We start from the raw sequence: 18,158 nt of genomic DNA on the forward strand, positions 1-18,158 counted from the left end.
GGGCCTCTCACCACGTGACCGGCAGGGTCTCGGGGCCGCGGATGAGCGCGCCCCGCTGCCACTCGATCTCCTCCTCGGGCACCGCGAGCCGCAGTCCGGGGAACCGCTTCCAGAGGGTGTCGAGGAGGATCTCCGACTCGATACGGGCGAGTTGGGAGCCGGGGCAGTAGTGCGGCCCGTGCCCGAAGGCGACGTGCGGGTTGTAGCCGCGGTCGAAGTCCAGGCGCTCGGGTTCGGGGAAGACCTCCGGGTCCCGGTTCGCCGTCAGGTACGAGACGTAGACGGGGTCGCCGGCCGGGATGAGGACGCCGCCGACCTCGACGTCCTCCAGGGCGATCCGGGAGAGGCCGACCGCGTTGCGGTGCGGGATGTAGCGGAGCAGTTCGTCGACGGCCTGCGGCAGCAGCTCCGGCTCGGCGCGGAGCCGGGCGAGGTGCTCGGGGTGGGTGAGCAGGGCGTAGACCATGTTGGCGCTGTTGTTGCGGACGGCATGCGCGCCGCCGATCTGGATGAGCACGGCGAGCCCGACGGCCTCGTGCTCCTCCAGCGTCGTGTCGTCGACCGCGTCGGCGAGGACGGCGGCGAGGGTCTCGCGGCCGGTGCCGTGGTTGCGTCCGACCAGGTCAGTGAAGTACTGGGCCAGCTGGGCCTTGGCCTGCTCGCTGGCCTCGCGTCCCGCGCCGGCGGAGATGATCGTGTCGGACCACCCCGCCATCAGCTGCTGGTCCCCCTCCGGTACGCCCATCAGCTCGCTGACCATGGCCAGCGGGAACGGCCGGTTGACCACGGCCATGAGGTCGGCGGGGGCGCCCTGCTCCTCCATGGCGTCCAGGAGCCGGTCCATGGTGGCCTGGGCGTGGTCGCGCAGGGCGGCGAGCGCGCGGGCGGAGAAGGCCCGGGCGACGACACGCCGCATCCGGGTGTGGTCGGGCGGATCGGCGAAGCCGACGGCGCCGTCCATGGGGATGAAGTGCGGGGCGAGCCGGGTGACCTGGCGGCCGTGGACGGCCTGGCGGCTGAAGCGGGGGTCGACGGAGACGAACTTGACGTCCTCGTAGCGGGTCACCAGCCAGGCGTGGCCCTCGCCGTGCGGCAGCCGGACCCGGGTGACAGGGTCCTCGTGGAGCAGCTTGGCGAGGAGGGGGTCGAATTCGAGGCCGGTGAGGTCCGGTACGGCCCAGAAGTGGACGCGGGGGGTGGCGGCGGACTCGGGCGTGGCGGTGGTGGTCATGAGGCGGCTTTCGCGGGTGCGGGGCTGTTCGGCGATCTGAGGGGGCGAGAGGCAGTGGTCCGCGCGGAGAGACCGGCGGGCACGGGGGTGGTGGAAGCCGGTGTGGGAGCCGGAAGGGCAGCGGGTACGGGGACGGCCGGGACGCGGATGGGGACCGGGCCTCCGTGCAGGTGGACCGTCTCGCGGCGGATCTCGTCCGCCGGGTGGTCGCCGGTCCAACTGCCGAGGGAGATCTCGGCCGTGATCCCGGGGACGAAGCCCGCGATGAGCCCCGGTGAGCCGGGCGGAGGGCCGCCCTCCTCGAAGAGCCTGCGCAGGGCGTCCAGGACGACGGCGCTCGCGATGTTTCCGTACTCGGTCAGGGTGGCTCGGCTGAAACGGAAGGCCTCCGGGGCGACGCCGAGGTGGCGGCCGAGGTCGTCGAGGATGCGGGGTCCGCCGGCGTGGATGACGTAGAAGTCCTGGGCACCCGCGTCCTGTCCGTGCTTCGCGGCGACGTCGACGAGGGCGGGGGCGAGCTGCTCCATCGTGCCGGGGACGCGTTTGTCGAGCATGAAGTGGAAGCCGGTCTCGCGCACCTTGTAGGCGATCCAGTCCTCGCTGTCGGGCACCAGGTGCGAGCCGTTGCGTTCGAGCCGGACGCCGACGCCGCCCGTGCCGCGGATGACGGCGGCGGCGACGGCGTCGCCGAAGAGTCCGTTGGAGAGGAGGTTGCCGACCGTGAGGTCGGTCGGCTGGTAGCACAGGGAGCAGAACTCGCAGGCGACGACGAGGGCGTTGGCCCCCGGATAGGCGGCGCAGAAGTCGTGGGCGCGGTTGATGGCGGCGCCGCCGGCTGCGCAGCCGAGCTGGGCGATCGGCATCTGGCGGGTGTCGCTGCGGAACCCCAGGTTGTTGATCATCCAGGCGGTCAGCGAGGGCATCATGAAGCCGGTGCAGGAGACGTAGACGATCAGGTCGATGTCCTGGGCGTCGAGGCCCGCGTGGGCGAGGGCCTCGACGACGACGGCGGGCACGCGTGCCTTGGCCTCGGCCGCGTAGATCTCGTTGCGCGCCGCGAAGCCGGGGTGGGCCAGCGTCTGCTCGATCGGCTGGACGAGGTGGCGCTTGGCGACTCCGGTGTTGGCGATGAGACGGAGCACGAGCGGGAGTTGCGCGTGTCCGGCGTGCAGTCTGCGGGCCAGGTCGAGGGTCTCGTCCTGGGTGATGGTGTGCTCGGGGACGGAGACGGCGGGACGGCACAGGACGGGCATGGGGGGCCTTTGTGTCCGAAGGGGCGTACGAGGTCCGTCCGGGCCGGGGACGAGCCGCCGGGCGTACCTCTGGTTCCCTGCGGATTACCCCCGGGAGGGCGGAACGATCAGAAAGACGATCAAACACACTCAATTGTGTGATCTTGAAGTAACCGTGGTGACAGAAGCGCAGAAGAGTTGTCAGCCCCGTGCGATGTCCTGCGCGCCGGGCTCCCAGAAGGCCGCCAGGGCACCCTCCTTGTACGGCGCGGGGCTGACGCTCAGGTCGCCGGCGAACGGCCGGTCGAGGACGACGACGAGCAGGAGGCTGAATCCGATGAGCGCCGCGACCGCGCCGACGAAGAGGAGTTGCATGCGCCGGCTCCGCATCCCGTAGAGGAAGGTCAGCGGGATGATGACGAGCGCGCCGCCGACGGCCAGCAACTGGAGGAGCAGCGGCAGTTGCTGGCCGGCCATGGTGATCCGGGCCCTGCGCTGGCCGGCCACGTCGTCGAGGGTGGCGGCGGCCTGGGCGTAGAAGGCCTTCTCCGACTCGGTGACGGGTTCGTACGCCTGCAGGGCGTCGTACAGCCCGTCGAGCTTGCCGCCCGTCACGGAGTAGTCCGCGGCGCCCTCGCGCATGAGCGGCCACTGCACCTCGACGACGCCGTGGACGTAGCCCGAGGCGGCGGCGTCCACGCGGGCCTTGGCCTCGGGCGGGAAGGCGCGGGCGTCGCGCACGACCAGGGCGACGCCGGTGGCCTCGGCGGCGACCACGTTCTGGGTGTTCTCCATCTGCGTCCACAGGGTGACGATGACGAAGGCGAGGATGATGCCGTAGATCGCGCCGAACATCCCGAGCACGACCCCCACCATGTCGTTGTGCTCCCCCTCGGCGAGCCGGGGGTGCATCCTGCGCAGGAGGACGCTCCCGACGAGGGAGACGAGGACCGTGCCGCCGACGATCATCACGCCGAGGGTCAGGGTGCTGAGGTGGTTGAGCATCCAGAGAGTCACGGCGACCGAGCGTAATCAGCCGGTCACGGAACGGGAAATTCGGCGCCACCCTCTTGCCACGCACCGGGTCCGGGCAGATTTACTGACCCCGAAAGGATCTACCGAATGATCGGTAGTCCGATTCATCACGACTTCACGGTGGCGGAACGGGAGTGGGCGCGGCATGACGGATCTGCTGGACAGCGGCGAACGACTCGGACGTGAGGAGCTGCCGGCGCTCCAGCTGGAGCGGTTGCGGTCCACCCTGCGGCACGCGTACGAGAACGTGGGCTTCTACCGGCAGTCCTTCGACAAGGCCGGGCTGCGTCCCGACGACTGCCGTTCGCTGGCCGACCTCGCCCGCTTCCCCTTCACCGTCAAGACCGATCTGCGGGACCAGTACCCGTTCGGGATGTTCGCCGTCGACCAGTCGGAGGTCCGGCGCATCCACGCCTCCAGCGGGACGACCGGCCGGCCGACGGTGGTCGGCTACACCGAGCGCGACCTGGACACCTGGGCCGACGTCGTGGCCCGCTCGATCCGGGCGGCGGGCGGCCGGCCGGGCCACAAGGTCCATGTGGCCTACGGATACGGCCTGTTCACCGGAGGGCTCGGGGCGCACTACGGCGCGGAGCGGCTCGGCTGCACGGTCATCCCGGCGTCGGGCGGTATGACGGCCCGCCAGGTCCAGCTGATCCAGGACTTCCGGCCCGAGATCATCATGGTCACGCCCTCGTACATGCTCACGCTGCTCGACGAGTTCGAGCGGCAGGGCGTCGATCCGCGGACGACCTCGCTGAAGGTGGGCATCTTCGGCGCCGAGCCGTGGACGGAGGCGATGCGCCGGGAGATCGAGGAGCGGTTCGCGATCGACGCGGTCGACATCTACGGGCTGTCCGAGGTGATGGGCCCGGGCGTGGCGCAGGAGTGCGTCGAGACCAAGGACGGCCTGCACATCTGGGAGGACCACTTCTACCCGGAGATCGTGGACCCGATCACGGGCGAGGTGCTGCCGGACGGCGAGGAGGGCGAGCTGGTGTTCACCTCCCTCACCAAGGAGGCCATGCCGGTGATCCGGTACCGCACACGCGACCTGACGCGGCTGCTGCCGGGCACGGCGCGGGTCTTCCGGCGGATGGAGAAGGTCACGGGCCGCAGCGACGACATGGTGATCCTGCGCGGGGTGAACCTCTTCCCCACCCAGGTCGAGGAGATCGTCCTGCGCACGCCGGGCGTGGCCCCGCACTTCCAGCTGAAGCTCACCCGCGAGGGCCGCCTCGACGCCCTCACCGTCCGCGCCGAGGCCCGCCCGGACGCCACCCCCGCCGAACGTGCGGAGGCGGCCCGCGCGATCGCGACGGCCTGCAAGGACGGCATCGGCGTCTCGGTCGCGGTGGAGGTCGTCGACCCGGAGACGCTGGAGCGCTCCGTGGGCAAGATCAAGCGGATCGTGGATCTGCGGCAGGGCTAGGGAGCGTCCGCCGCGAGCCAGGCCGGACTTTCCGGACACGACCCAGGAACCGCCTGGCGGGTCAGGGCGCCGGGAGTGGCCGACGATGTCAGGACTCGGACGCGCCGAGGGTCTGGTCGGCCGTCTCGAAGAGGTGCTCCTTCGGCTGCAGCACCTCGTGGAGGTAACCGAAGTAGTCCGTCTCCGCCGTTCCCGTCAGCACCGCCCGCAGAAAGGCGACACACCCGGTCGCGTGGTGCTCCCACAGGGGGCCGCGTCCCTCGTTGTAGAGCACGGTCCACGCGTCGGGGTGCTGCCCGGGGCGCACCAGCCAGTACAGGAACGCCCCGGTGCCCTCCTCGAAGGCCCAGGCAGGACCCGGACCCCCGGTTCGAGCAGGGCGGCCGGCTTCTCCTCACCCATCTCCCACAAGTCGGCCAGGATCTCGTCCCGTTCCGCGGTCTGTGCGTGCAGGTCGCAGTCGTCGTAGGCGGAGTCGGGGGCGAGCAGCCAGATCGTCTCGTCGAAGATGCCGTCTCCGTACGTCTCTACGAGCCGCTTGTAGTCATGGGGAAGCGTCACGCCGAGAGCGCGCTCGGCCGACGCCCAGTCCACCGCCGGCGGCGCTTCGGTGGGCGGCGGGCACAGGCGGACGAGGGCCTCCAGCTCGGTCATGGAACGGACGCTACGGGAGTCTCGACGAGCGCCCGAGGGCGGGACCGCCTTCAGGCATCGTCTCGTGGCGGCGTGAAGCGGTCGCGGAGTTCGCGCTTCAGGATCTTGCCGCTGGCGTTGCGGGGGAGTTCGGGGACGAAGAGGACGCGTTTCGGGGCCTTGAAGGGGGCGAGCTTCTCGCGGGCGTGGGTGATCAGGGCGGCTTCGGTGACCTCCGCGCGGGCGACGACGACCGCCGTGATCGCCTCGATCCAGCGGTCGTCGGGGAGGCCGACGACGGCTACCTCGGCGACGGCCGGGTGGGTGTAGAGGGCGTCCTCGACCTGGCGGGAGGCGACCAGGACGCCGCCGGAGTTGATGACGTCCTTCACCCGGTCCACGATCGTGTAATAGCCCTCGGCGTCGCGCACCGCGAGGTCGCCGGAGCGGAACCAGCCGCCCCGGAAGGCCTCCTTGGTCTCCTCGGGCTTGTACCAGTAGCCGTCGCACAGCTGCGGGGAGCGGTAGACGATCTCGCCGGGGGTGTCGTCGGGAACCTCCTCGCCGTGCTCGTCGACGACCTTCGCCTCGACGTGGCGGACGGGACGCCCGCAGGAGGCCAGGCGACCCTCGTGCTCGTCGGGGCCGAGAACCGTGGCGAGCGGGCCGATCTCGGACTGGCCGAAGCAGTTGTAGAAGCCCAGTCCGGGGAGGCGCTCGCGCAGCCGCTCCAGGACGGGGACCGGCATGATCGAGGCGCCGTAGTACGCCTTGCGGAGGCCGGAGAGGTCGCGGGTCGCGAACTCCGGGTGGTTCGCCAGGCCGATCCAGACCGTCGGCGGGGCGAAGAGGCTGTCCGCGCGGCCCGCCTCGATCAGGTCGAACAGCACCTTGGGGTCCGGGCCGTCCACGATGGTGTTCTCGGCGCCGACCGCGAGATAGGGCAGCAGAAAGACGTGCATCTGCGCGGAGTGGTAGAGCGGCAGCGAGTGGACCGGCCGGTCGTCGGCGCTCAGGTCCAGGGCCTCGATGGCACTCGCGTACTCGTGGACGAGCGCCCGGTGCGTCATCCGGGCGCCCTTGGGCAGCGCCGTCGTGCCCGAGGTGTAGAGGAGCTGGACGTACTCACGGGCATCACGGTCGGGGTCGAACGCCTCGGGTTCGTCGAGCGCGGTGAGAAAGGAGTCCTCGGTGTCCCGCAGGGCCCGTACGGGCAGGTCCGCGGGGACGCGGTCGGCGAGCGCGGGGTCGGCGAGGACGAGCGAACTGCCCGACTGGCGCAGGATGTAGTCGAGGTCGTCGCCGGTGAGGTGGTGGTTGACCGGGACGTGGATGAGGTCCGCGCGCGAGCAGGCCAGGAAGGCGACGAGGTACGCGTCGGAGTTGTGGCCGTACGTCGCGACGCGGGCGCTCTCCTCGAGGCCGTAGCGCTCCCGCAGGACGGCGGCCCCGGTGGACACGGCGGCGTCCAGCTCCGCGTAGGTCCAGGAGCGGTCCCCGTACCGGACCGCGATCCGGTCGGGTGTGCGCTGGGCGGTCATCCGCAGGACGCCGTCGACGGTACGGCTGAGGAGTCGGTCCATGGCGTGATCCTCGGCGGCCCGGGGTGGCGGGTCAAGTACGTGTGCCACCCGGGGCCTTCGGGGTCAGGGGCTGAACGAGAGGAAGACGAAGGCCGCGAAGATGGAGAGGTGGACGCCACCCTGGAGGAGCGTGGCCCGGCCCGGCACGACGGTGAGAGCGCTGACGACGGCGGTCAGCACGAGCAGCACCATGTGGACGGCCCCGAGGCCGAGGATCAGCGGCCCGGAGAGCCAGATGGAGGCGAGCGCGATCGAGGGGATCGTCAGACCGATGCTGGCGATGGCGGAGCCGTACGCCAGGTTGAGGCTGGTCTGCATGCGGTCCCGGCGGGCGGCCCGGACGGCGGCGAGGGTCTCGGGAAGCAGCACCATCAGGGCGATGATGACGCCGACCACGGCCTTGGGCAGGCCGGCCGACTCCACACCGTCCTCGATGGTGGGCGAGATGAGCTTGGCGAGCCCGACGACGGCGACGAGCGCGAGGACGAGCAGGCCGAGGCTGATCCACATCTCCTGCTTGGTCGGCGGGTCGGCGTGGTCGTCCTCCGACTCCGCACCGGCCTGGCCCTCTCTGGACACCGGCAGGAAGTAGTCACGGTGCCGGACGGTCTGGACGGCGACGAAGACCCCGTACAGAGCGAGGGACGCGACGGCCGCGAAGGCCAGCTGTGCGCCGGAGAACTCCGGCCCCGGGTGGCTCGTGGTGAAGGTCGGCAGGACCAGGGTCATGGTCGCCAGGGTGCAGACGGTGGCGAGGGCGCCGCCCGACCCCTCCGCGTTGAAGACGGCGATGCGGTTGCGCAGGGCGCCGACGAGCAGCGAGAGGCCCACGATGCCGTTGCAGGTGATCATGACGGCGGCGAAGACGGTGTCCCGGGCGTACGTGGCGGTCTTCTCGCCGCCGCCCGCCATGAGGGTGACGATCAGTCCGACCTCGATGACGGTGACGGCCACGGCGAGGACGAGCGAGCCGTAGGGTTCGCCGACGCGATGGGCGACGACCTCGGCGTGGTGGACGGCGGCGAGCACGGCCGCGAAGAGGCAGACGGCCGCGATCGCCACCCCGAAGCCGGCCAGATCACGCCCCCACGTCAGCGCGAGGTCGACGGCCGCCACGACCGGTCCCCATGTCGTCCACTGTCGTGCCAGGCCGCCCGCCGTACTCGAACTCATGATCCGCATCCTGCCACATCGCGCCATTCGCCCGACTTGCACGGTGGGCCGTCCAGGGACGCGGCGGGGTCAGAGCGGGCGCTCGTGGCCCTCCCAGTAGGGCTCCCTGAGCCTGCGCTTGTAGAGCTTGCCGTTCGGGTCGCGGGGCATCGTGACGATGAAGTCGACCGACTTGGGGCGCTTGTAGCCGGCCAGGCGTTCCTCGCAGTGCGCCAGGATCGCGGCGGCCAGCGCCTCCCCCGCCTCATGGCCCTCGGCCGGTTCGACCACGGCCTTGACCTCCTCGCCCCAGTCGGCGTGCGGGATGCCGAAGGCGGCGGCGTCGGCGACGGCCGGGTGGGTGAGGAGCGCGGACTCGATCTCGGCCGGGTAGATGTTCACCCCGCCCGAGATGATCATGTCGATCTTCCGGTCGCGCAGGAACAGGTAGCCGTCCTCGTCGAGGACGCCCAGGTCGCCGACGGTGAAGAAGTCGCCGATGCGGTTCTTCGCCGTCTTCTCCTTGTCCTTGTGGTACGCGAAGCCACCCGTGGACATCTTCATGTAGACGGTGCCGAGTTCACCGGGCGGGAGCCGGTTGCCGTCGTCGTCGAAGACGGCGAGCTCGCTGATGGGCCAGGCCTTGCCGACCGTGCCCGGTTTCTTCAGCCAGTCCTCGGCGGTGGCGAACGCGCCGCCGCCCTCGCTCGCCGCGTAGTACTCCTCCACGCAGCTCCCCCACCATTCGATCATCGCCCGTTTGACGTGGTCGGGGCAGGGCGCGGCGCCGTGGATGGCGTGCCGCATCGACGAGACGTCGTAGCGGCCGCGCACCTCTTCGGGGAGCGCGAGAAGCCGGTGGAACTGGGTCGGGACCATGTGGGTGTGGGTGCAGGCGTGCGCGTCGACGAGCCGCAGCATCTCCTCGGGCGTCCACTTGTCCATGAGGACCAGCGGATGGCCGATGTGCAGGGCGGCGCTCGCGAACTGGAGCACGGCCGTGTGGTAGAGCGGCGAGCAGACCAGGTGCACGTTGCCGTCGAAGGGCCGGATGCCGAAGATGCCGAGGAAGCCGCCGAGGTACGTCTCCTCCGGGAGCTTGCCGGGCAACGGGCGGCGGATGCCGCGCGGCCGGCCCGTGGTGCCGGAGGTGTAGTTCATGACCCAGCCCAGGGTGCGGTCCTCGGGCGCGGACTCCGGGTGGCCTGCGAGGAGTTCGGCGTACGGGCGGAAGCCGGGGATCTCGCCGACGGCGTGGCGGTGGGTGGCGGGCAGCCCGGCCTCGTCGGCGGCGGCCGTCGCAGTGGCGGCGAACCGCTCGTGGGCGAGGAGCACCTTGGCGCCGGAGTCGGCGACGATCCAGGCGATCTCGGGGCCGACCAGGTGATGGTTGACCGGCACGAGGTAGAACCCGGCCTGGGTGGCGGCGAGATGGGCGACGAGGAACTCGACGCCGTTGGGCAGGACGACCGCGAAGGCGTCCCCGCGCTCCAGGCCCGCCGCGCGCAGTCCGTGGACCAGCCGGTTGGCGTCGGCGTGCAGCCGCCCCGCGGTCCACTCCTCGCCGTCGGGTGCGATCAGGACCGTACGGGCGGGGTCGGCGGCGGCCTGGGACCAGAAACCGTTCGTCTCGCTCACGGCGCACTCCGTCCGGCGATGCGGTTGATGCGGTCCACGGCCCGTTCGAAGCCGCGGGTGAGGTCGTCGAAGACCTGCTGGACGCTGCGTTCGGCGTTCATCCGGCCGACGATCTGGCCGACCGGAGTGCCGAGCAGCGGGTCGACCTCGTACTTCTGGATACGGGAGACGGCCTCGGCGACCAGCAGCCCCTGGAGGGGCATGGGGAGCGTGCCGGGGCCTTCCGGATCGTCCCAGGCGTCGGTCCACTCGGTGCGCAACTGGCGGGCGGGCTTGCCGGTCAGGGCACGGGAGCGGACGGTGTCGCCGGAACCGGCGGCGAGGAGCTTGGCGGTCAGCGCACGGGAGTGCAGGTCGGCCTCGGTGGTGGTGAGCCAGAGGGAGCCGAGCCAGACACCCTGGGCGCCGAGGGCGAGCCCGGCGGCGATCTGCTCGCCGCTGCCGATGCCGCCGGCGGCGAGGACGGGCAGCGGGGAGACGGCGTCGACGACCTCGGGGGTGAGGACCATGGAGGCGATCTCGCCCGTGTGGCCGCCTGCCTCGTAGCCCTGGGCGACGACGATGTCGATGCCGGCCTCGGCGTGGTGGCGGGCGTGCCGGGCGCTGCCGGCCAGGGCGGCGACGAGGACGTCGTGGTCGTGCGCGCGCTGGACGACGTCGGCGGGCGGGGAGCCGAGCGCGTTGGCGAGGAGCCTGATGGGGTAGTCGAAGGCGACGTCGAGCTGGTTGCGGGCGACCTGCTCCATCCAGCCGGTGATCCGCCAGCCGGAGGCCTCGCCCTCGGCGAGTTCGGGGACGCCGTGCTTGGCGAGGGTCGCGCGGACGAACTCGCGGTGCCCCTCCGGGATCATCGCCTCGACGTCGGCCTCGCTCACCCCCTCGACCTTCTTGGCGGGCATGACGACATCGAGGCCGTAGGGCAGCCCGTCGGTGTGGTCCTGCATCCAGTCGAGGTCTCGGGCCAGGTCGTCGGGGGCGGTGTAGCGCACCGCCCCCAGCACGCCGAACCCGCCGGCTCTGGTGATGGCGGCGGCCACCGCGGGGAAGGGCGTGAAGCCGAAGATGGCGTGCTCGATCCCCAGCTTTTGGCTCAGCTCCGTCTTCATGGGCGGCAGGATGCCGCAGGGACACGGCCGAGGGAAGAGATTTTCTGATGCAGTGTCAGATTCTTTGGAGCGCAGCCCGCTTCCTTGACGACCCCTCACCCCGGTAAGAAAGTTTCAGGCGTTGCGCGTGTGGCCGAAGGATTCTTTCAGTGGCGTGGGAGAGGGTAGGGATGACGGAGGATTCGGCAGGGAGTGCGGGGATCGGCCGCCGGGCGTTCGGTGGCCGGCTTCTCGCCCTGGGAGGTGCGGTGATGGTCGGCTCGATCCCGGGGGCCGCCGCGGCCTCCACACCCCGGGGCGGAGACCGGACCACCCTGCGGCGTGGCTCCCCCGAACGGGCCGGGCTGCTCGCCGAGCACCTGGATCTGCTGGTCGCCGACGCCGAGACGTACCTCGCCCCCTCCCCCCGCCGCCCCTGGTACGCGGGCGCCGTGCTGCTCGCCGGGCGCGGGGGGACGGTCGCGCTGCACCGGCCGATCGGGCACGCGGTCCGGTACGCGGCGTACGACGAGAAGACGGACACCGGCGTCGAACTGCCGCCGGACGAGCGGATCCCGATGGCCGAGGACACGGTCTTCGACCTGGCCTCGGTCTCCAAGCTCTTCACCTCGATCCTGGCGGTGCAGCAGATCGAGCGCGGGACCCTCGAACTCGAGGCGAAGGTCACGGCGTATCTTCCGGAGTTCGGGGGCGGCGGCAAGCAGGACATCACGGTCCGTCAGCTGCTCACCCACACCTCGGGGTTCCGCGCCTGGATCCCGCTGTTCAAGGAGCCGACGCGGGAGGGACAGCTGCGGCTGCTGTGGCAGGAAGCGCCGGCCAACGCGCCCGGCACCCGCTATCTGTACTCCGATCTGAACCTGATCTCGCTCCAGCTGATCCTGGAGGAGATCACAGGACGCACCTTGGACAGCCTGCTCAGGACCGAGATCACGGCTCCGCTCGGGATGCACCGCACGCTCTTCAACCCCCCGTCCTCGTGGCGCCCGAAGATCGCGGCGACCGAGGACGCACGGCTGCCCTGGTCCGGGCTCGACCGGGGCATGGTGCGGGGCGAGGTCCACGACGAGAACGCCTTCGGCATGGGCGGTGTCGCCGGCCACGCGGGGGTGTTCTCCTGCGCCTGGGACCTCGCGGTCCTGGCCCGCACCCTGCTCAACGGCGGGGCGTACGGCCGCGCGCGGATCCTGGCCCCCGAGTCCGTGGAGCTGATGTTCACTGACTTCAACACCGCGTTCCCGGGCGACGAGCACGGCCTCGGCTTCGAGCTCTACCAGCACTGGTACATGGGCGCGATGGCGACGCCGCGCTCGGCGGGCCACACCGGCTTCACCGGGACCAGTCTGGTCCTCGACCCGAGCACCGACGCGTTCCTGGTCGTCCTCGGCAACTCGGTCCACCCGGTGCGTACATGGCGCTCCGGTTCGGCGCCCCGGGCCGCCGCCGCCGACCACCTGGCCCGCGCCGTGCCCGTCCGTCCGGCGCGCGGCCACAGCTCCTGGTTCTCGGGCATGGCGAACGCGACCACGGCGACGCTGACCCTGCCGGCTCTGGCGGGCGCGGCGCGCGTGGAGTGCGCCCTGTGGTGGGACACCGAGCCGGCCGCGGACGCCGCGCACCTGGAGGCCTCCACGGACGGCGGCGGGACATGGGGCCCGGTGCCGTTCACCACCGTACGGAAGGGGCAGGAGCCGCGGTCGCATCCGGCAGGGTCGGTGAGCGGCTGGTCCGGGCGGGTCTGGCACCGGCTGGCGGCGGACCTCCCGACGGGCGCGGGCACCGGGCCCGTACGGCTGCGGTGGCGGTACGCGACGGACCAGCGCTATGTCGGGCGCGGGGTGTACGTGGACGCCCTGAGGGTCCTGGACGCCTCGGGGCGGCCCCTCTTCGACGACGCCCGGCCGGCCGACGCGTCGCGGATCGAGGCCGTGGGCTGGACGGCCTCGGCGGACTGAGCCGGGGCGCCTCCGGGTGTGGCACCCGGGCCGGCGGCCTCCGGGTCAGGTACCCGGCCGGCGGCCTCCGGTTCAGGCACCCGGGCCGGCGGCCTCCCGCAGGGCCGCGAGGACCGGGCTGATCAGGGGGTGCTCCTCGGCGCCCCTGCGGACCGCCGCGAAGACGCGGCGGGTGGGGGCCACGCCGTCGACCGGGCGGATCGCCACCTCGTCCAGGGCCGCGCCCCGCAGCGCCGAGCGCGGGACGAGCGCGACGCCCGCGCCCGCCGCGGCGAGGGAGACGACCGCGCGGAAGTCGTCGGAGGAGTGCTCGAAGCGGGGCGCGAATCCGGCGTACTCGCAGGCCAGGACGGTCACGTCATGGCAGGGATTGCCCGGGGACTGACCGATCCAGGCGTCCTTGGCGAGATCGGCGAGGGCGACCTGATCCCCAGCCGCGAGGGGGTGGCCGGGCGGCAGGACGGCGTCGAAGGGCTCCGCGTAGAGCGGTACGCGGGTGAGCCGGGCGTCGTCCTCACCGGGCGCGCCCCGGTACTCCACGGCCACGGCCACGTCGACCTGGCGGTCCAGGACCATCAGCAGGCTCTCGTCGCCCTCGGCGTCCCGCACTCGGACCTGGATGCCGGGCGCGGTGCGGGCCAGGCCGGAGATGGCGGGGGCGACGACCAGGCCGATGCCGGTGGCGAAGGCCGCGACCGTGACCGTCCCGGCCTCACCGGAGCCGTACGCGGCGAGTTCGGACTCGGCGCGCTCCAGCTGGGCCAGGACGGCGTTGGCGTGGCTGAGCAGGATCTCGCCGGCCGGCGTGAGCCGGGCGCCCCGGGCGTTGCGCTCGACCAGCCGGTGGCCGGTCTCCTGCTCCAGGGCGGCGAGCTGCTGCGAGACGGCGGAGGGGGTGAGATAGAGCGCGGCGGCAGCCGCCGTGACCGTGCGGTGGTCGGCCACCGCTCGGAGGATGTGCAGCCGCCGCGCTTCGATCATTCCCCTAGTCTCGCAGGGCGGCGCGCGCGTCGACGAACGCGTCCACAGCCCGGTTCACATCATCGGACGAATGCGCGGCCGAGAGCTGGACACGGATGCGCGCCTGGCCCTGCGGAACCACGGGGTACGAGAAGCCGATCACGTACACACCGCGCTCCAGGAGCAGCTCCGCCATGCGCCCGGCCTCCGAGGCGTCGCCGATCATGACGGGCGCGATGGCGTGGTCGCCGGGGAGGATGTCGAAGCCCTCCGCGGTCATCCGGGTGCGGAACAGCTCGGTGTTGGCGCGCAGCCGCTCGCGCAGGTCGCCCGCGGACTCCAGCAGGTCGAGGACCTTGAGGGAGGCGGCGGCGATGACCGGGGCGAGGGTGTTGGAGAAGAGGTACGGGCGGGAGCGCTGGCGCAGCAGGGCGACGATCTCGGCGCGGGCCGCGACGTAACCGCCGGAGGCGCCGCCGAGGGCCTTGCCGAGGGTGCCGGTGATGATGTCGACCCGGTCCATGACACCGTGCAGCTCGGGGGTGCCGCGCCCGCCGGGGCCGACGAAGCCGACGGCGTGGGAGTCGTCGACCATGACCATGGCGTCGTAGCGCTCGGCCAGGTCGCAGATCTCACCGAGCGGGGCGACGTAGCCGTCCATGGAGAAGACGCCGTCGGTGACGATCAGCTTGCGGCGGGCGCCGCCCTCGGTGGCCTCCTTGAGCTGCTGCTCCAGGTCGGCCATGTCGCGGTTGGCGTAGCGGAAGCGGCGGGCCTTGGAGAGCCGGATGCCGTCGATGATCGAGGCGTGGTTGAGGGCGTCGGAGATGACGGCGTCCTCGGCGCCGAGCAGGGTCTCGAAGACACCGCCGTTGGCGTCGAAGCAGGAGGAGTAGAGGATCGTGTCCTCCTGGCCGAGGAAGGAGGACAGCCGGGCCTCCAGCTCCTTGTGCACTTCCTGCGTACCGCAGATGAAGCGCACGGACGCCATGCCGTAGCCCCAGCGGTCCAGCGCCTCGTGGGCGGAGGCGATCACCTCGGGGTGGTCGGCCAGGCCGAGGTAGTTGTTCGCGCAGAAGTTGAGCACCTCGCCGGGCTGCCCGCCGGCCGTGACGGCCACCGTCGCGGACTGGGGCGTGCCGATGACGCGCTCGGGCTTGTGCAGACCGGCGGCGCGGATCTCGTCGAGGGTGGTGCGGAGGTCGTCGCGTACGGAGTCGAACATGTGGGGTTCCTTAGCGGGAGGTCGGACGCGCGGAGGAAGAAGACGAGGTGGACGAGAGGAGCCGGGTCAGACGGTCCAGTCGAGGATGACCTTGCCGCCCTTGCCGGAGGCGGCGTCGTCGAAGGCGGCCTCGAAGTCGGTGTAGGCGTAGCGGCCGGTGATCACCGGAGCGAGGTCCAGGCCGCCCTCCAGGAGGACGGACATCGCGTACCAGGTCTCGAACATCTCGCGGCCGTAGATGCCCTTGATGGTGATCATGGAGGTCACGATCTTCGCCCAGTCGACGGCGAAGTCCTCGGCGGGCAGACCGAGCATGGCGATCTTGCCGCCGTTGGTCATGTTCGCGACCATGTCGCGCATCGCGCGCGGGTTGCCGGACATCTCCAGGCCGACGTCGAAGCCCTCCTTGAGGCCCAGCGTGCGCTGGCCGTCGGCGATCGTCTGCTCGGCGACGTTCAGCGCGAGCGAGACGCCCGCCTTGCGGGCGAGGTCGAGGCGCTCCTCGCTGACGTCGGTGATGACGACGTGGCGCGCGCCGGCGTGCTTGGCGACGGCGGCGGCCATGATTCCGATGGGGCCCGCGCCGGTGACGAGGACGTCCTCGCCGACGAGCGGGAAGGAGAGCGCGGTGTGCACGGCGTTGCCGAAGGGGTCGAAGATCGCGGCGACGTCGAGGTCGACCGGGACGCGGTGCACCCAGACGTTGGACGCGGGCAGGGCGACGTACTCGGCGAACGCGCCGTCGCGGCCGACGCCGAGGCCGACGGTGGCGCGGCAGAGGTGGCGGCGGCCGGCCAGACAGTTGCGGCACTTGCCGCAGACGAGGTGGCCCTCGCCGCTGACCAGGTCGCCGATCGCGATGTCGACGACGTCACGGCCGGTCTCGACGACCTCGCCGACGAACTCGTGGCCGAGGGTCAGCGGCGTGGCGATGGTCTTCTGGGCCCAGCCGTCCCAGGAGCGGATGTGCAGATCCGTGCCGCAGATGCCGGTCCGCTTGACCTTGATCAGTACGTCTCCGGGGCCGATCTCCGGCTCCGGTACGTCCATGAGCCAGAGTCCCGGCTCCGCCTTCTGCTTGACCAGCGCCTTCAATGCCATGGCTCCCGACGTGCGTGTCCTGTGACCTTCGGGGTCCGGGCACGGTTCCGCGCCCAAGATCCCCGAAGAGAATCTTCCGTACGTCCTGCATCGGGGTCCATCGAGGATTTCTTAAGCGCTGCCACAGGTGAGCTTCACGCCGCCGGCCGCGGCGCCCGGCGCGTCACCGTCCGAGCGCCGCCATCGCCGCGTCACCGTCCGAGCGCCGCTATCGCCGCGTCAGCGCCCGAGCGCCGCCATCGCCGCGTTGTGGCCGGGGATGCCGCTGACTCCGCCGCCCCGCACGGCCCCCGCGCCACAGAGCAGCACGTTGCCGTGGCCGGTCTCCACGCCCCAGCGGCCGGTGCCCTCTTCCCCGTAGGGGAAAGAGAGGTCGCGATGGAAGATGTGCCCGCCGGGCAGCCTGAGGTCACGCTCCAGGTCGAGCGGGGTCTTCGCCTCGATGCAGGGCCTGCCGTCGGCGTCGACGGCGAGACAGTCGGCGAGCGGCTCGTCCAGGACGGCGTCGAGTTCGGCCAGGGTCGCCTTGAGGAGGGCGGCGCGGGCGCCGTCGTTGTCGGCGGCGAAGAGCCGCGCGGGGGTGTGCAGCCCGAAGAGGGTGAGGGTCTGGTAGCCCTGCCCGGCGAGCTCGGGGCCGAGGATGCTGGGGTCGGTCAGCGAGTGGCAGTAGATCTCGGAGGGCGGCGCGGTGGGCAGCCTGCCGGCGGCCGCCTCGGCGTACGCGGTGGCCAACTGGCCGTACCCCTCGGCGATGTGGAAGGTACCGGCGAACGCCTCGCGCGGGTCGACGGAGCGGTCGCGTAGCCGGGGCAGCCGGGTGAGCAGCATGTTGACCTTGAGCTGGGCGCCCTCGGCGGGCACCGGGGGCGTCTCGCCGAGGAGCTCGGCGAGGGCCTGTGGGGAGGCGTTGACAAGTACGTGCTCTGCCGCGACCACGCCCTCGCCGTCCGCCGTGCGGTAGGTGACCTCGGCGCGGAGCCCGTCGGTCTCGATCCGCACGGCCTCGTGGCCGGTACGGATCTCCGCGCCCGCCGCGTGGGCCGCGTCCGCGAGGGCGTCGGTGAGGGCGCCCATGCCACCGACGGGGACGTCCCAGTCTCCGGTGCCGCCGCCGATCACGTGGTAGAGGAAGCACCGGTTCTGGAGCAGGGAGGGGTCGTGGGCGTCGGCGAAGGTGCCGATCAGGGCGTCGGTGAGGACGACGCCCCGGACCAGGTCGTCGGCGAAGGTCTCCTCGACGGCGGCGCCGATCGGCTGCTCGAACAGCATGCGCCAGGAGGTTTCGTCGCCGACGCGGGAGCGCAGTTCCGCGCGGGTGGGGAGCGGCTCGGTGAGGGTGGGGAAGACCCGCTCGGCGACTTCGGCCGTACGGGCGTAGAAGCCCTGCCAGGCCTCGTACTCGCGGTCGGAGCCGGTGAGGGCCGCGAAGGAGGCACGGGTGCGGTCCGCGCCCCCGCCGACGAGCAGTCCGCCGTTGCCCTTCGGTGTGTACGAGGAGATGGACCGTTTCCGCACCTCGAAGCGCAGCCCCAGCTCGCGCACGATCTTCGACGGCAGGAGCGAGACGAGGTAGGAGTACCGGGAGAGCCGGGCGTCGACGCCGGCGAAGGGCCGGGTGGACACGGCGGCGCCGCCGGTGGAGCCGAGTCGTTCCAGGACGAGGACGGTACGTCCGGCCCGGGCCAGGTAGGCGGCGGCGACGAGTCCGTTGTGGCCACCGCCGACGATGACGGCGTCGTACGAGCGCTGTGCGGTCATGTCTCTTGCTAACACGCGAAGATCGCCGGGGGAACCCCGTGGGAGCGCGCGACCGCGTCGGCTGGGGCCCGCCGGTCTGCCTCGCGCAGTCGGGCTCGGGCCCGTCGGCCACGCGGG

At 71.8% G+C, this 18,158-nt stretch carries 14 protein-coding genes; 2 read left to right on the forward strand and 12 right to left on the reverse strand.

Features of this window, described 5'->3' with window-relative positions:
• Window positions 1-7 precede the first annotated feature (7 nt).
• The 3 genes from ACF09C_RS01215 to ACF09C_RS01225 all read right to left on the reverse strand — a co-directional run bounded on the left by ACF09C_RS01215 (window position 8) and on the right by ACF09C_RS01225 (window position 3,480).
• The gene (locus ACF09C_RS01215) at window positions 8-1,231 is read right to left on the reverse strand and encodes a cytochrome P450 (RefSeq protein ID WP_392087267.1); all 1,224 of its coding nucleotides are present in this window, start codon (window positions 1,229-1,231) and stop codon (window positions 8-10) included.
• Window positions 1,228-2,484 (reverse strand): type III polyketide synthase, encoded by a 1,257-nt coding sequence (locus ACF09C_RS01220; RefSeq protein ID WP_392087269.1) that lies wholly within the window; start codon window positions 2,482-2,484, stop codon window positions 1,228-1,230. The genes ACF09C_RS01215 and ACF09C_RS01220 overlap by 4 nt, the downstream gene beginning before the upstream one ends.
• A 180-nt stretch (window positions 2,485-2,664) precedes the next feature.
• Complete coding sequence (locus tag ACF09C_RS01225) at window positions 2,665-3,480, reverse strand: hypothetical protein (protein ID WP_392087272.1); 816 nt, start codon at window positions 3,478-3,480, stop codon at window positions 2,665-2,667.
• Window positions 3,481-3,643: 163 nt separating this feature from the next.
• Between ACF09C_RS01225 and paaK the strand changes: the two genes are divergently transcribed.
• Window positions 3,644-4,930, forward strand: a complete 1,287-nt coding sequence (gene paaK / locus ACF09C_RS01230; protein ID WP_392087274.1) for a phenylacetate--CoA ligase PaaK — start codon at window positions 3,644-3,646, stop codon at window positions 4,928-4,930.
• A gap of 195 nt (window positions 4,931-5,125) precedes the next feature.
• Here paaK and ACF09C_RS01235 read toward each other — a convergent pair whose 3' ends face one another.
• The 5 genes from ACF09C_RS01235 to ACF09C_RS01255 all read right to left on the reverse strand — a co-directional run bounded on the left by ACF09C_RS01235 (window position 5,126) and on the right by ACF09C_RS01255 (window position 11,042).
• Window positions 5,126-5,584 (reverse strand): hypothetical protein, encoded by a 459-nt coding sequence (locus ACF09C_RS01235; protein ID WP_392087276.1) that lies wholly within the window; start codon window positions 5,582-5,584, stop codon window positions 5,126-5,128.
• 50 nt (window positions 5,585-5,634) lie between these two features.
• On the reverse strand, window positions 5,635-7,146 hold the full coding sequence (locus ACF09C_RS01240; protein ID WP_392087278.1) for a fatty acyl-CoA synthetase: 1,512 nt from the start codon (window positions 7,144-7,146) through the stop codon (window positions 5,635-5,637).
• A 63-nt stretch (window positions 7,147-7,209) separates the two neighbouring features.
• A complete protein-coding gene (locus tag ACF09C_RS01245; RefSeq protein WP_392087280.1) occupies window positions 7,210-8,319 on the reverse strand; it encodes a calcium:proton antiporter in 1,110 nt (369 codons plus the stop codon).
• Window positions 8,320-8,388: 69 nt separating this feature from the next.
• The gene (locus ACF09C_RS01250; RefSeq protein ID WP_392087283.1) at window positions 8,389-9,936 is read right to left on the reverse strand and encodes an acyl-CoA synthetase; all 1,548 of its coding nucleotides are present in this window, start codon (window positions 9,934-9,936) and stop codon (window positions 8,389-8,391) included.
• A complete protein-coding gene (locus tag ACF09C_RS01255) occupies window positions 9,933-11,042 on the reverse strand; it encodes an NAD(P)H-dependent flavin oxidoreductase (protein WP_392087285.1) in 1,110 nt (369 codons plus the stop codon). Before ACF09C_RS01255 ends, ACF09C_RS01250 begins: the two co-directional genes overlap by 4 nt.
• A gap of 170 nt (window positions 11,043-11,212) precedes the next feature.
• Between ACF09C_RS01255 and ACF09C_RS01260 the strand changes: the two genes are divergently transcribed.
• Window positions 11,213-12,997, forward strand: coding sequence for a serine hydrolase (locus tag ACF09C_RS01260; RefSeq protein WP_392087287.1), 1,785 nt, complete (start codon window positions 11,213-11,215; stop codon window positions 12,995-12,997).
• A gap of 72 nt (window positions 12,998-13,069) precedes the next feature.
• On the opposite strand, the gene ACF09C_RS01265 is transcribed toward ACF09C_RS01260, so the two are convergent.
• From ACF09C_RS01265 to ACF09C_RS01280, 4 genes are all read right to left on the reverse strand, one after another.
• On the reverse strand, window positions 13,070-13,978 hold the full coding sequence (locus ACF09C_RS01265; protein WP_392087289.1) for a LysR family transcriptional regulator: 909 nt from the start codon (window positions 13,976-13,978) through the stop codon (window positions 13,070-13,072).
• 4 nt (window positions 13,979-13,982) lie between these two features.
• A complete protein-coding gene (locus ACF09C_RS01270) occupies window positions 13,983-15,182 on the reverse strand; it encodes a glycine C-acetyltransferase (RefSeq protein WP_392087292.1) in 1,200 nt (399 codons plus the stop codon).
• Between the two features lie 66 nt (window positions 15,183-15,248).
• A complete protein-coding gene (gene tdh / locus ACF09C_RS01275) occupies window positions 15,249-16,277 on the reverse strand; it encodes an L-threonine 3-dehydrogenase (protein WP_392088639.1) in 1,029 nt (342 codons plus the stop codon).
• Window positions 16,278-16,502: 225 nt separating this feature from the next.
• On the reverse strand, window positions 16,503-18,041 hold the full coding sequence (locus ACF09C_RS01280) for a phytoene desaturase family protein (protein WP_392087294.1): 1,539 nt from the start codon (window positions 18,039-18,041) through the stop codon (window positions 16,503-16,505).
• Window positions 18,042-18,158 lie beyond the last annotated feature (117 nt).

Origin of the sequence: Streptomyces sp. NPDC014870 (assembly GCF_043081505.1) — a bacterium.
GTDB lineage: Bacteria > Actinomycetota > Actinomycetes > Streptomycetales > Streptomycetaceae > Streptomyces.